Origin of the sequence: Ruminiclostridium cellobioparum subsp. termitidis CT1112, assembly GCF_000350485.1 — a bacterium.
Taxonomy (GTDB): Bacteria; Bacillota; Clostridia; order Acetivibrionales; family DSM-1351; genus Ruminiclostridium; species Ruminiclostridium termitidis.
Genome location: NZ_AORV01000025.1, coordinates 110,029 through 124,329, shown reverse-complemented (window position 1 = coordinate 124,329; position 14,301 = coordinate 110,029). Strand labels below are relative to the sequence as shown.

Below are 14,301 nucleotides of genomic sequence, written 5' to 3'. Positions count from 1 at the left end.
TGGAGAGGAAAAACATGGGAAAATATACGCTGGATATGAAAAAATATGCTGCTCTCGGAAGGGCGGTATCCGCAGAAAGTTCGGTTTTATTAAAAAATGACGCACAGGCATTGCCTGTAAAAAGCGGTGAAACAGTTTCTGTCTTTGGCAGGATACAGTTCAATTATTACAAAAGCGGAACAGGCTCGGGAGGAATGGTTAACACAAAATATGTCACAGGCATTTTGGATGCTTTAAAGGCCTGCGAGGATATTACCATAGATGGGGAACTGCTGGATATATATGAAAAATGGGTTACTGAGCAGCCTTTCGACCAGGGAAAGGGCTGGGGCCAGGAACCCTGGTCACAGCAGGAAATGCCACTGACGGATGAAATAGTGGAAGCCGCGGCAAAACGCTCGGATATTGCCATAGTTATAATCGGACGTACCGCCGGGGAAGACCAGGATAATAAAGCTGAAAAGGGAAGCTACCTGCTCAGTGACCTTGAAGAGGAAATGCTGCAAAAGGTGTGCCGGCATTTTAAGCGTACTGCAGTTGTGCTGAATGTGGGCAACATCCTTGACATGAAATGGGTAGACAAGTATGATCCGCAGGCAGTGCTCTATGTATGGCAGGGCGGAATGGAAGGCGGAAACGGGGCTGTGGATGTGCTGACAGGCAGGATAAATCCCAGCGGGAAGCTCCCGGATACCATTGCCGGCGATATTTCGGATTACCCTTCTACCGGAAATTTTGGAGATGCTGATGAGGTTTTCTATGCCGAGGATATATACGTGGGCTACCGGTATTTTGAAACCTTTGCGAAAGACAGGGTACTGTATCCCTTTGGCTTTGGGCTGTCCTATACCGAATTCGCCGCAGGGATCACAAGCTTTGAAGTCGGTGAGGAAAAGGTTTCTCTTTCTGTAGAGGTGACCAACAGGGGAGGAACGGCAGGCAAGGAAGTTATACAGATATTTGTATCTGCCCCCCAGGGAAAGCTGGGAAAGCCTGTCAGAAGCCTTGCTGCCTTTGAAAAGACAAAGCTGCTGCAGCCGGGAGAGAGGGAACTGCTAAGCTTCACCCTCCTCAAGAAAGATATGGCCTCCTATGATGATGGCGGCTGCACCGGATACAAGTCATGTTATGTCCTGGAAGCGGGAAAATATGTTATATATGCCGGAAGTGACGTCAGGAGTGCCGGCCCGGCAGGAAGCTTTGAGATAGATGAAACAGTTGTAACCGAACGGCTTCAGGAAGCCCTGGCTCCCGTAAAACCCTTTAAAAGGCTGAAAGCTGTTGGGACAGCTGATGGGATTGATACCGGCAGCGAAATTGCAAGGGCGGAGGAAGCGGTACCGCTTCGCACCATTAATTTAACTGAAAGAATTAAAATCAACCGCCCTGACGGAGTACCTTATAAAGGGGACCGGGGAATCAGGCTGGAGTCGGTATATGACCGGAAGGCAGCCATGGATGATTTCCTGAGCCAGCTTTCAGATGAGGATCTGGCATGCATGGTCCGCGGGGAAGGTATGTGCTCTCCAAAAGTGACGCCCGGAACTGCTGCCGCGTTTGGGGGTGTAACCGAAAGCCTGCGGAAATTCGGAATTCCGGTGGGGTGCTGTGCAGATGGCCCTTCAGGCATACGTATGGACTGCGGGACCCATGCCTTCAGCCTGCCCAATGGAACTGCGGCGGCAGCCACCTTTAATACAGGGCTGATAGAAGAATTATTTGAAATGCTGGGTCTTGAGCTACGAAAAAATCAGATCGATACACTGCTTGGACCCGGTATGAACATACACAGGAATCCTCTGAACGGAAGAAACTTCGAATATTTTTCAGAGGACCCCCTTCTGACGGGAAAAATGGCAGCAGCACAGCTGCGCGGCATGCACCGTCACGGAGCCACTGGAACCATCAAGCACTTCGCTGCCAATAATCAGGAGTTCAGGCGCAGCTTTATAGATTCCGTCATCTCGGAAAGGGCACTCCGGGAGATTTATTTAAAAGGTTTCAAGATTGCGGTTGATGAAGGGCAGGCCTTTCTGGTCATGTCCACCTACGGGTCCTTAAATGGGCTGTGGACGGCCGGAAACTATGATCTTCTAACCACTGTGCTCCGGCAGGAATGGGGATTTGACGGATTAGTCATGACCGATTGGTGGGCAAAGATCAATGATGAGGGAGGGGATGGACGCCTGGACAATACTGCCGCCATGATAAGAGGACAGAATGATGTATATATGGTTGTTAGTGATTCCCTGACCAACAGCGGCAGGGACAATACGCTGGAAGGCCTGGAACGGAGTATGGTTACCCGCGGAGAGCTTCAAAGAGCCGCTGGAAACATATGCAGGGCACTTATGAAACTTCCTGTTATGGACAGGTATCTTGGAAGGCTTTCAGAGGAAGAGACTGCTGATATATGGCAGACTGAGCCGGAAGAAAAGTCAACATCCGGTCTCAGCTGTATTCCGGTAGGCGACCAGTTGGTTATTGATGTCTCAAATGTTAATACCGACAGGGGCTCTGACGCAATGTTCGGACTTGAACTCACAGAGCATTGTATCTATACTCTGAATTTCAAAATAAGAGCTATCTCTTCTGAACTTGCACAGCTGCCTATGTCGATATTTATAAATCAGCATCTGATAAAGATAGTCACTATTAATGGGTCGGCAAACGGGGAATGGATAGACAGTTCTCTGGAAATAGGCCCTTATAGAAGCAAATGTGCCTACCTGAGACTGTTTTTCGGTCAGAGCGGTATGGAATTGGGTGAGCTTAAGATAACCTGTAAAAGGGAATAGGGTGTTTGCGCCGGCAACTTTTAAGATAGAATTTGACTATAGCTGAATAGTGGCTTGAGACCGTTTGTTTCAAGGGTTATAATGTGATTGTACACATTTGTGTGCAACGGTATCCGGAACCGAATCCTATATGAAAGGAGTGGTTTGCGTTGAAGACTATAATGGAGGTGGCCGCCGTTTGACGGCCCGGGGTGTTCGGCCTGAAAGGGTTGAGCGCCCTTTTTTTGAGCCCTTGATCATAAATGGTTATAGCAGTTCTTTATCTTGACTGCCAACCGGGTCACATAATAAAATAAAAGTAGGAATAACTATTTGTTGTTCTGAAAATTCTGGTGAAAGGGGAGTGTTGAAATGATGAGTTTATTTGATAATGAGGTGGCCTTTATATAACTGAATACATGTGAAAGGCATAGCTGTTCCGAATACCAATTATTTATTGGTTTGTTTTGTATGCCTTTTGCGTCAACAACTTGTAATAACCCTAAAACCGATTATTTATTAAAGCTAAAGTACGGTATGGTTATCGTACTTTTTTCATGTCCGCAGGGGTTGTTCTCTGCGGTTTTTTTGTAACGGTTAATACCGATATTAAGGAGTGAATTTTCTTGTTAAAATATAAAAATGCCAAAACAATTCTTCCTGAGTGCCTGTTAAAAGAACTTCAGCAATATGTCAGAGGGGAAATGATATATGTCCCGGGTGATGACTCACCAAGGGCCGGCTGGGGAGAAGCAAACGGAACCAGGGAGAAATACATTATAAGGAATAATGAAATCATAATGCTTTATAAAAGCGGTGTCAGCAAGGAGGATATTGCCGACAGATATCACCTTTCCGAGTACAGCATTAAAAAGATAATACAAAATAGAGGGGATGTTTTGAAACTAAAATAATTGAAATACACATGAAAAAATATTGTAATAGTGCTCCCATACAAACTTCAATAAATGGATTGCTCACAAAGTACATGCCAGAAATTTGTACGGCTCATCACAAGTATTTTTGCTGTCGCAGGACACTCGACCTCCTGTCTCGGATCGCTGCTCAAATCGGCTTCCTGCCGATTTGCCAGCTAAAACACTTGTGTTTCACCTGAAATTTCAGGCATGTACTTTTAATTGAGCTTCCCATTTATTGAAGTTATACTCGCGCACTATAATCACAGTTAATCATGTATTGCAATTTGGTTGTTTCGCGGCACACTTTATTTCTCACAGCTCGAAGGAGTTTCGGCCGTAATTCTGGCGGAATTCCAGAGGTGTCATACCTGTAAATTTTTTAAATACATTGTTGAAATGATTCTGATAATTATATCCCAGTGCAAATGAGATTTCCTGTATTGACTTATTTGTGAATATCAGCAGGTTTTTTCCTTCCTCCACGCGTATGAGATTTATATTGTCCAGCAGCGATAAATTGGTCTCTTTTTTTATCAGACTGGACAGATATACCGAATTGAGATTTACATATTCGGCCAGTACCGTAAGCGTGATCTTTTCTTTATAGTGGCTTTTAATGTATTGCATTACACGCTTTATATGAAGTGAATAATTGCTGCTGTTTGAAACCGAAACCAGATACGCCAGGGTTTCAATGGTATATGCGGTCTTTAATATAATCTCCTGTGGCTGTTTCATATTGACAACACTTGCCGAGAAGCTCTCGATCAATCCGATTACCCTTTTATACGGCGCATTTCCCAGAACGGCAAAAACACATGAGACAGCACAAAGCACTATGGACTTATTTTTTAATATACGGAAATTGTCATCGATGATCCTGGTATCCCATAAAAGATTTGAATGACTGTTAAGCAGATCTACAATGTCGTCCATATTTCCCTGTATTATCTTATCTTTCAATTTAAGGCAGAAAGCATAAAGTGCATTATACTCATCATTTTCCGATGTATTTGTAGTGTGCTCCTTTAATTTAACCGGCAGTGTTGTAACTTTAATATCCTTATTTCCGTATTCCTCACGGACAGGAGAATACCAACTGTTTTCCTCCGATTGGCTTAAAACCAGCAAAAGCTGTCCAAGATGGCAAAGCCTTTCTTCGGAGACAATAGGTAAAGTCCTTATTAAATTTTCATATTTAACTTTTTTATGAATAGGTAAGGATTTATTGGTGAAGATATCTTCAATTTTTTTTGTATCGGGTACATATGAGAGCATGGGTCCGGCAATATAAACAGCCTTGATTATCTTTTCACTGCTGATGGGTACGATAATGTATGCCAGGTATCCTTTTGTGTGATATGTATTAATATTCTTTGAAAATTCGGCGGGCTGGAAGAACAAATCCTTAAGAAAGCCGGATATTTCTTCAAAGTCGGCGTATTCCAGAATGCCTGCGTAATCGTAGTTCTCGGAAAATAGAGTAGGGGGCGAATCGGGATCTTCAATATACATAACAGGTACCTGAGTAGTTCCGGTATAGGTGTCGATTATTTTGCCTACTGTACTTTTTTCGTGCATAATTATTCCTTTCTTGTGGGTAAATGTACAAAAGTACATTAATTTAATGTAAAAAATCTTTATTTCATATATGTATTATAATATACAAAATGCTACAATAGTTACAATATTTTAACTATATGTGACAATATTTGTTCAAAGATAGATTTTCCTGAGGAGTTTAATATGACTAAATTACGGGTGAGTGTATTTGATTGCAGATGCGGTGACGTTATAGCCAGGGATGTAATCAGTGACAAAGGATTGATTTTGGCTGCAGAAAATTTAGTACTGAATGATTTCATCATTTCAAAATTAAAAACTATCGGCATAACTTCTGTATGGATATTTAAAGACTCAAGCCGCACATATAGATATTACGAAAAAAAGGAAAAGATGGTTGCGGGGTACAAGGAAACAGTTCTGTCAGTTAAACAGGTTTTTAATAAAATTGCAGCCGGAAAAAGGTTTGAATACAAGGAAATAAAACGTATTGCCGAATCAATTTACAATAATCTGGATGGTATAGATATTATAATACAATACCTTAATCAGCTTAAAGGGTATGACGACTACACTTATTCACACAGCGTAAATGTGGGTTTTTATTCAATGCTGATCGGAAGGCGGCTTCACATGCAGGATTCCAAGCTGATAGACCTGATACAGGCCGGGGTGCTGCACGATATAGGTAAAATGAAAATAGACAATGAACTTCTCAACAAGAGAGGCAAGCTGACCGACGAAGAATTTGAAACAATTAAAACGCACAGTTACCTGGGTTTCGAGATACTCAACGGGTCCTCACATTTCGGAATCAACATAAAGAACGCTGTGCTTATGCACCATGAGAGGATAGATGGCTCAGGCTATCCAACAGGCGCAAAGGATGAGGGGATAGGAGAATATGCAAAAATTGTTGCCATTGCAGATGTATATGATGCCATGACTTCGGATCGTCCCTATAAGAAGAGGGTAACACCTTTTGAGGCCTTCGACATGTTCCTTACCACAGGACTCAGCACATTCGATACATCGGTATTGCACACATTCCTGGTGAATTTTTCAACACATCTTGTGGGAGCCAAGGTTCAGCTTGACACGGGAGAGGTAGGAGAAATTGTATATATACCTCCTCATGAAATTATAAATCCTATAATAAGGGTGGGTTCGACCTTCCTGAAGATAACGAGAAATGAAAGCCCCCAGATTGTGAGCTTTGTATAAAAACGGTATTCACAGCCCCAAGTGACCTGTAGAGGAGTGCCCAGAAATGGCCTTCTTTATGGGTTTTTATTTTTAACTCGCGAACTCAGTAATCCATTATTTGCAATTCTCTCACCTTGAGATCCCATTTTACTATATTTAAAAATAAAAAAGGAACTGCTGCCCGGATGAATAAAATTTATTCATTGTGCAACAGTTCCAGTAGTTTTTGCGGAAATTATTTATCAACCTTTACAGTGGTTGCTTTGCTTTCGTTTCCAAAAACATCGGTTGCCGTAACCGTCAGTGTACAATTTGTTTTTACGGGAGTAATGTCGACGGTGAAGTTTCCTTTTTCATCGGATATCCCCTCTCCGATAACGGTTTCACCCTTTTTAACAGTAATTGTTGAGAAGGCTTCTGATTTACCCGTTACTGTTTTTGATGTTTTTAAAACCTTATTTACAACAGGCGCATCGGGCGCTACGGTATCCGGTTCGTAACTGTACTCCTGGGAAGCGACACTGGAATAACTTCTGCCCGTATTTAGCATATCGCTGAAATTGAAGGAATTCTCAGGAGTTACTGCCGGGAAATCAATAACGACATCTTTATTGATTTTAGTGTTAACGGTGTTAAAGGTAATTCCAAGCTTAATAATACCTTCCTCTTTACTTTCTTCCTTTATGTAATCAGGGTCTTCAAGAGCATTGAAGTTTTCATAGGCAGCACTGATTTCTTTCAGGTTGATGACAAAATCACAGGTACCGCTCTCGCTGACAATATAGCCCTGGCTGTTGATTCCAAAATCAATATCTATACCTTTGTCTCCAAGAATTTTTACATCCTTGACCGAAGCCATGATATTGTCCCAGGTTTTGAGGAATTCAGGAAGTTCAGCCTTGAATTTTTCAAAGGATCTGTTTATTTCCCCCTTTGCTTTCATCCTTTCCATATATGAAAGGCCGGATATGTCAACGGTGTCCATGGAAAGATCTCTGAACAGGTTCAATGCATTTTCATTCTGGGCAAGGCTGGTTACAGTATAGGATAACAGCTTTTTAAAGGTAGTGTCATCAAGCTTCAGGTTGTATACAGAAACTGTCTGGTTATCAACGGTTTTGCTTCCCTTGCCGGTAACTATGGAAAATCCGGGATTGGAGTTTCTGGCAAAATCCTTGATAAAATTCATAACCTTGGGAGTCAGCTTGGTGCTGTACTGCATCAGTTGTTTGCCGGATGTGTTGAAAACAGCGGCATCCTTGGAGGAGAACATGCTATCGGTATCCAGCACCATGTAATCCTTACCCTGGTTCTCTGAAGACATAAACATTGTCAAAAGGGAGGGAACCTTAAATATTTCCTTAACCTTCGGGACATCTCCTGTCAGGTCTGTATCAACCCATACGGATGCCTTGGTACTGATTCCGCTCATATCAACGGATAAATCGGCTTGAGCCTGTGAGACGGTTTTTTCGGCATTGCTTTTGGATTTTTGATTAATTTCAATTTTCATTCCATTGAGCATTGCGGCTATTTGTTCAAAACTTTCCTTGTCGTAATCCTTTAAGCCTTCCGAGGTCAAATTAAAGGTTACGTCAGTTTTACTCTCGCTCGAAGTTATTTCAGGCTGCTTGCTTAAAGCACTTAAAAGTACAAGCTCATCGGTGGCACAGCCGGCGAGAATGGTCAAACTCAAAGTTAAAACCAGGATAAGACAAAATATTTTTGAAATTGTTTTCATAATACACCTCCATATTATCTACATTTTAACACACGCGGTCATGGATGTAAATTTATGACACTGAAAGTTTGATAAAGTCTGCAAAACTGAATATAATGATATATGTAGAGATACGGAAGTAAAATAAATTCAAGCTTGGGAGGAAAATGACATGAAATTTTGCTGGACTACCATAAAGGTGACAAATATGGAGAAATCCCTTCGATTTTATCAGGAAATTGTGGGGCTTCCCGTAAACAGGCATTTCGGTATGGGGACAGATATGGAAATAGCTTTTTTGGGAGAAGGGGAGACTCAGGTTGAACTGATTTATAATAAAGGCGTAAATGAAGCAAACCTTGGAAAGGATATATCACTTGGCTTTGAAGTTGCATCAATTGATGAAATGATGTCCTCTGTAAAGGAAAAGGGAATAGCTGTTCACAGCGGACCTTTCCAGCCCAACCCCCACGTGAAGTTTTTCTATGTGACAGACCCCGATGGCTTAAAAATACAATTTGTAGAAAATATGTAGATACAATTTTGCAGGTATTCTTTTTCATTGAAAGGGAGTTTGTAAAATGAAAATACTTCATTTTGCAAACTCCCTTTAGAAAACTGCCTGTGGGCCAGTTGCCAAAGGCTGCATTTTACATTGGACCTTATCTTATATTTATACCTTTCAAAAGCTCTTTTAAAATTTTGAGTGCAGCCTCCCAGTCCATTTGCCGGATTGCTTCCTCAAGTTCGCCCATCCTGTTTTGCTCAAAGCTTTGAAGCAATAAAGGCCTAAGCAGCCTGAAACGCTCAAAGGCTTCAAAATCACCCCGTTCCGTAAGTGAGATCAAAGCTTCAAGTTCATCCCCCAGCACAGTGTCGGTACCTGCTGTTTCTGACTGCTGCGGCAGGCCGGTAATCTGATCTATGGTGACCTGTGCCTGCCCTTCAAGATTTTTATTTTTCTCGGCCAGGGCGGCGGCTGAGGAATAAACCCGTCCGAATTGTTCCTCCAGAACCGGGAAAACCAAAGGGGCAGCATTTTCCGTACCAACGGTCCTGAGCTCTTGTACCGCCGCCGCGGCCGACATTGATAAGGACTCCGCCCCTATATTTGCCGCCACACCTTTCATAGAGTGACATAATAAGAGGGCTGCGGGATAGTCTTTATCTATCAGTGCTGTTTTCAATTCATGGACAAAATTCTTATGATTTTTAACGAACAATCCAAGGATATTCATATATGCAATATAATCCCCGCCCAGCCGCTTCAGGGCTGAGGAAATGTCAAGTGCATCAGCTTCTGCAGCAGTCCTCCACTTTTCAATGGTAAAAAGCAGTTTGCCGGGATCAAAGGGCTTTGTTATATAGTCATCCACCCAGGTATTCAGCGCCTTTTTCCTGACTGCTTCATCAATATCGGCAGTGAGTGCTATTATGACCGGTTTACCGGCAAGAGGCAGCTTTCTGATCCTTCTGGAGGTTTCAAGCCCGTCCATTACAGGCATGTGCAGATCCATCAGCACAAGGTTGTAATATTCCTGCTGCAGCTTTTCCAGCGCTTCCTTTCCGCTTGAAGCCCTGGTGACATGGTGACCGGCGCTGCTGAGGCATTCCTCGGCTACCATGAGATTGACTTCATTATCATCCACAACCAGGATTTTTAAGGGTGCCGCCGATACAGGCACAGCCGCGGGCTTCAAGCCTGTGAGGCAGTTGTGCAGCTGATTTAGACCGAAGGGATAGATCAACTGCAGGTCATCATATTCATTTCTTTCAAAAGTTCCTGCAGCTATTACTTTACATTGGGGCAGTACCAGCCCGGAAAGCCCGGAGACGCCATTACTGTCCGGCTGGCAGACCAGGAAAGCGGTATCTTCAAACGCCGGGGGATTATCAGTGTTTCCGTCAATTATACTGCCCATTCCAAGAAGTTTTAAAAGTCTGGCCGTATGAGAAAGCAGAACAGGATTTTCAATGAGCATAACAGCTTTTGAACCGCGGAGCTCCGGTTTGGGCAGAATTGAAGCAGCCGGAGCAGGTCTCAGCCCCACGGTAAAATCAAATTTGCTGCCGTATCCCGGCCGGCTCTCAAGGCTTATCTTTCCATCCATCTTTTCTATAAGATTCTTGCTGATGGCAAGACCCAGGCCGGTTCCTCCGTAAGTTTTGGATATGCCCGGATCACCCTGGGAAAAGGGCTTGAATAATTTCAGCTTTTGTTGGGGTGAGATGCCGATACCGGTATCCTCTATTGAAAATTCAAGAATAACTTGAGAGGAGGCAGTTTCGGCAGCTGATACATTTACATTAATTGAAATACTGCCTTTATCAGTAAATTTTACCGCATTGCCCACAAGGTTGAGCAATATCTGCCTCAGCCTGTCAGGATCGCCAATAAATGAGACCGGCACGTCCTCACTTATATTAATAATCAGATTGAGCCCTTTACTCCGGATACTGTTGGAGAGGATGCTGACAGTTTTATTTATGAGTTCAAACAGGTCGAATTGTATTTCCTGAAGCTTCAGCTCTGGGGTATTGTACCAGGAGTAGTCAAGAACATCGTTTACAATGGTTAAAAGGCCTTCTGCCGAATATTGTATTTTTTGCAGGTAATCGTATTGCCTTGAATCAAGCCCGGAGTTCATCAACATGCGGCTGAGGCCCAGAACGGCATTTAAAGGGGTGCGTAATTCATGACTCATATTTGCAATGAATTCACTTTTGGCCCGGCTGGCCGCTTCGGCTGCTGCTTTGTCATACTTAAGCCCCTCCAGGGTTTTCTTCTGCCTGGTAAAGTTTTTTATATAGCCTGCGACTCTGAGAATTTTTCCATTCCTGTCCCTGTCCAGTGCCAGACAGGATATGAGCATCCACTGCCAGCCCAGGTTCGGAGCATTGATGCGGCAGTTTACTTCAAATGCCTCGGCTTTACCCGAAAGATAATCGGCAAATGCCTTACTGATCATTTCCTTATCTTCAGGGTGGACAAGATCCCGAAAATTTACCTTTAAGAGATCTTCGGGATATTCCACTCCGATATAATTACAGATAATTATAGATTTATCTGTGGATATATCATATTCCCAGATGCCGATTTTCCCGGCAAGGGCCGCCAATTTCAGCCTTTCCTCGCTTTCCCTCAGTGCCAGTTGGAATTTCACTCTGGCAGTGATATCCCGGGCAAGCACAATAAAGCTTTTGGCTTTAGTTTTGTCATTTGCCGGAGTCCTGGCTGCCAGGGAGATTTCATACCAGTGTATCTCTCCTGCGGGATCAGGGTAGGGAAAAGCCTCAATCACTTCTTTGCCTGATTTTAGAACTGTTTCCATTGCAGCTTTTATTAATTCCCAATTGTCTCCGGATATAAATTCCCGTATGTTTTTACCTGCTATAGAGTGCTGATGACAGATAATATCGTTGGAAGCCGCCATGTAATCAAGACAGTTTCCGTTTATATCAATTTCGAAAAGACCGTAGGGAAGAGCAGTGAGAACTGCGCTCAAAAGAGAGTTTTTTTCTGCAATAATCCTTTTATAATATAATAAACAAGGGATGAAAAAGGCTGCTGCTATTACGAAAACAATAACAGCATCCAATAGTATAATAATTGTTAAATTCATCTGCTCCTCCAGTCGGCATGCGGATTCATGGCCCGGGCCGTACCCTTACTCATGAACCATATTGGAATTAAACAGGTTAAATATGTATAATGGTATCATATATAATTCTATCATAAAATAGTTTATAAATAGTTGAGGATATTCAGTGTATGAATAGTTTAAGGGGGCGCTGATTATTTGAATTACATAAATAAAAATCCTGAAATCCTGATAATAGATGATACTCCTGAGCACGTACATTTCGTTGCTTCCATAATCAGGACCAAAAACTACAGGGTCAGGGTGGCCACCAGCGCTTTGCAGGCCTTTGATGCATTAAAGAAAGGAATCCCCGACTTGATCCTGCTTGATGTAATAATGCCTGAAATGGATGGCTTCGAGCTGTGTTCATTAATAAGGAAAGATCCCCGGTACCATTCGGTGCCAATAATTTTTCTTACAGCTGTAAAGGACAGTGAAAATATAGTAAGGGGTTTTGAGGCAGGTGCTCAGGATTATGTGTCAAAACCCGTGAATGCAAATGAGCTGCTTGTACGCATACAGACCCATTTAAACCTGAAGAAGCGGACCGATAAACTTGTGGAGGCCTATAACGATATTGACAGCTTCAACCATATGATCTCACATGATTTAAAGACACCTGTCTGGTCAATAAAGAAACTTGCCGGCTTTTTAAAAGAGGCGGTCGAAAACCGGAATGATGAGGATATCAATGAGCTGCTTGACATGCTGACTGAGAAAACGTCAAAAACTGTTGACCTTATTGAAAAATATGCGCAGCTGGCAAAGCTTTCACGGACTGCTTTAAAGATTGAGGCTGTCAATATGGGCAGTCTTTCGGAAAAGGCTTTTGAAGAAATAAAAAAGATATGCCCGGGTCAGAAAATAGTATTCGAAAGAGGTGAGCTGCCGGTGGTCCATGGAGATAGCCTTCTTCTGGGCCAGGTATTGGTCAATCTGTTTTCCAATGCGGCAAAGTATTCCAGAGGCAGGGATAAGTCAATAATTCAGATGAGCTGCAAAAAGATTGACTATGAGTACTTGTTTTCCATAAAAGATAATGGTGTGGGCTTTGACATGAATTATGCCACAAACATTTTTAAAATGTTTGTGAGGCTTCATGCTCAAAGTGAGTTCGAGGGCACCGGGATAGGACTTGCCAGTGTTAAGAAAATTATAAATCTGCACGGGGGCGGAGTTTGGATAACAGCCGTAGTTGACAGGGGTGCCGAGGTCTGTTTCACCTTACCGGTGGAGGTAGAAGTCGGGAATTTATTTGGTTAGCCGTTTCAGATCTATTGGTGTCATGTTGTGGTACTGCTTGAATAAACGCGTAAAGTAGTCGGTATTCCTGTACCCCATGATTTCGCTGATTTCATAGGTTTTGTACTTTCCTGACAGAACCAGGGCTTTTGCCCTTTCCATCTTTACTCTTGTAATGTAATTGACCACACTTTCACCTGTCACCTGGCGGAAGATCTTCCCCAGATACTTGCTGCTGTAATTAAGCGTCCTGGCTGCATCCTCAAGAGTAGTCCGGCCCTCAACATTATTTATAAAATATTCACAGAGAAGCTTTACAACAGGATTTGTTCCGCTGATATGCAAATCATTTATAAATTCTGCCAGTCCCTTTATATTGGAAGTGAATGCGGTAATTATTGCCGAGGTACTTTCCAGCGGCTTTAGGGAAGCTTCGAAACCCTTGACCTGGAGCTTGTCCAGCCAGGACATATCGGATAAAAACAGCCCGTATAAATTTTTCAAGCTGTTTTCCAGCACTATTGACAGTTTAAAACCGTCCTCTTCATAGAAAGCAGCCAGCCTTAAGGCAAGGCTGGCTGCATATGCTTCAGCACTTTGGCTGCTCTCTTTTATAAGTCTGAATAATTCCTGCTCTTCCTGAACCGAGTACGGCAGTTTCAGGCTTTCTTCCAGCTGAAGTCTGGTGTGCTCGGCCAGTCTGCGGTTTTCACCCTTCTCATCCAGGAACAGTCTTGCATTGCTTAACAGCTCATCAAGCTCTTCTGCTTCTATAGGCTTTAGCAGATAATCAAAGGCGCCCAGCCTTATGGCTTGACGTGTAAAAGAATAATCACAGGATCCGCTGATAATCACAACACACAAATCATTCCCGCCGTTCCGCAATTCTCTGATAAATTGGATGCCGTCAATTCGGGGCATCCTGATATCAACAAACGCTATATCATACTCCGAGGAGCTTATTTTCTCAAGAGCTTCCTTTCCATCTCCTGCTTCACCGGCAATAACAAAGCCATGCAGACCAAATAAAAACGATTTTTTCAGTTCGTACCGGATTGCCCTATCATCATCAACTATAAGTGCTCTGTACATTTTACGTCCCCTGTCTTCCGAACCACATTAATACTATAATACTTTAATTTAACCAATTTTTAAAGATGGGTTTTTTGCGGCTGAATCACACTAATTTAGGGCGAAAAATTCCAAAGCTGGCAAGGAGCATCAATTAT

Annotated in this window: 9 protein-coding genes; 5 read left to right on the top strand and 4 right to left on the bottom strand. The window is 42.8% G+C overall.

Translation table 11 applies throughout. The features are described from left to right. Positions 1–14: 14 nt before the first annotated feature. Positions 15–2,798, top strand: coding sequence for a glycoside hydrolase family 3 protein (locus CTER_RS07065; RefSeq protein WP_004624602.1), 2,784 nt, complete (start codon positions 15–17; stop codon positions 2,796–2,798). A gap of 605 nt (positions 2,799–3,403) precedes the next feature. Further along, complete coding sequence (locus CTER_RS07060) at positions 3,404–3,691, top strand: CD3324 family protein (RefSeq protein ID WP_004624686.1); 288 nt, start codon at positions 3,404–3,406, stop codon at positions 3,689–3,691. A gap of 318 nt (positions 3,692–4,009) precedes the next feature. Here the strand turns inward: CTER_RS07060 and CTER_RS28720 are convergent, their stop codons facing one another. After that, a complete protein-coding gene (locus tag CTER_RS28720) occupies positions 4,010–5,278 on the bottom strand; it encodes a helix-turn-helix domain-containing protein (RefSeq protein WP_004624588.1) in 1,269 nt (422 codons plus the stop codon). A gap of 165 nt (positions 5,279–5,443) precedes the next feature. Between CTER_RS28720 and CTER_RS07050 the strand changes: the two genes are divergently transcribed. Then, a complete protein-coding gene (locus tag CTER_RS07050) occupies positions 5,444–6,484 on the top strand; it encodes an HD-GYP domain-containing protein (RefSeq protein WP_004624637.1) in 1,041 nt (346 codons plus the stop codon). Between the two features lie 217 nt (positions 6,485–6,701). Here CTER_RS07050 and CTER_RS07045 read toward each other — a convergent pair whose 3' ends face one another. After that, positions 6,702–8,207, bottom strand: a complete 1,506-nt coding sequence (locus CTER_RS07045) for an Ig-like domain-containing protein (protein ID WP_004624599.1) — start codon at positions 8,205–8,207, stop codon at positions 6,702–6,704. Positions 8,208–8,358: 151 nt separating this feature from the next. Between CTER_RS07045 and CTER_RS07040 the strand changes: the two genes are divergently transcribed. Beyond that, on the top strand, positions 8,359–8,721 hold the full coding sequence (locus CTER_RS07040; RefSeq protein WP_004624716.1) for a VOC family protein: 363 nt from the start codon (positions 8,359–8,361) through the stop codon (positions 8,719–8,721). Between the two features lie 127 nt (positions 8,722–8,848). Here CTER_RS07040 and CTER_RS07035 read toward each other — a convergent pair whose 3' ends face one another. Then, positions 8,849–11,809 (bottom strand): hybrid sensor histidine kinase/response regulator, encoded by a 2,961-nt coding sequence (locus tag CTER_RS07035; RefSeq protein WP_004624537.1) that lies wholly within the window; start codon positions 11,807–11,809, stop codon positions 8,849–8,851. A 177-nt stretch (positions 11,810–11,986) separates the two neighbouring features. On the opposite strand from CTER_RS07035, the gene CTER_RS07030 reads away from it, so the two are divergent. Further along, positions 11,987–13,093 (top strand): sensor histidine kinase, encoded by a 1,107-nt coding sequence (locus tag CTER_RS07030; RefSeq protein WP_004624666.1) that lies wholly within the window; start codon positions 11,987–11,989, stop codon positions 13,091–13,093. On the opposite strand, the gene CTER_RS07025 is transcribed toward CTER_RS07030, so the two are convergent. Further along, positions 13,082–14,164, bottom strand: coding sequence for a response regulator transcription factor (locus CTER_RS07025; RefSeq protein ID WP_004624558.1), 1,083 nt, complete (start codon positions 14,162–14,164; stop codon positions 13,082–13,084). The two genes, CTER_RS07030 and CTER_RS07025, sit on opposite strands and share 12 nt — an antisense overlap. Positions 14,165–14,301 lie beyond the last annotated feature (137 nt).

What these genes read in the sequence shown, in the direction of transcription:
- CTER_RS07065 (WP_004624602.1), top strand. Translation starts at nt 15, where the DNA reads ATGGGAAAATATACGCTGGATATGAAAAAATATGCTGCTCTCGGAAGG.
- CTER_RS28720 (WP_004624588.1), bottom strand. Translation starts at nt 5,278, where the DNA reads ATGCACGAAAAAAGTACAGTAGGCAAAATAATCGACACCTATACCGGA.
- CTER_RS07050 (WP_004624637.1), top strand. Translation starts at nt 5,444, where the DNA reads ATGACTAAATTACGGGTGAGTGTATTTGATTGCAGATGCGGTGACGTT.
- CTER_RS07045 (WP_004624599.1), bottom strand. Translation starts at nt 8,207, where the DNA reads ATGAAAACAATTTCAAAAATATTTTGTCTTATCCTGGTTTTAACTTTG.
- CTER_RS07040 (WP_004624716.1), top strand. Translation starts at nt 8,359, where the DNA reads ATGAAATTTTGCTGGACTACCATAAAGGTGACAAATATGGAGAAATCC.
- CTER_RS07035 (WP_004624537.1), bottom strand. Translation starts at nt 11,809, where the DNA reads ATGAATTTAACAATTATTATACTATTGGATGCTGTTATTGTTTTCGTA.
- CTER_RS07025 (WP_004624558.1), bottom strand. Translation starts at nt 14,164, where the DNA reads ATGTACAGAGCACTTATAGTTGATGATGATAGGGCAATCCGGTACGAA.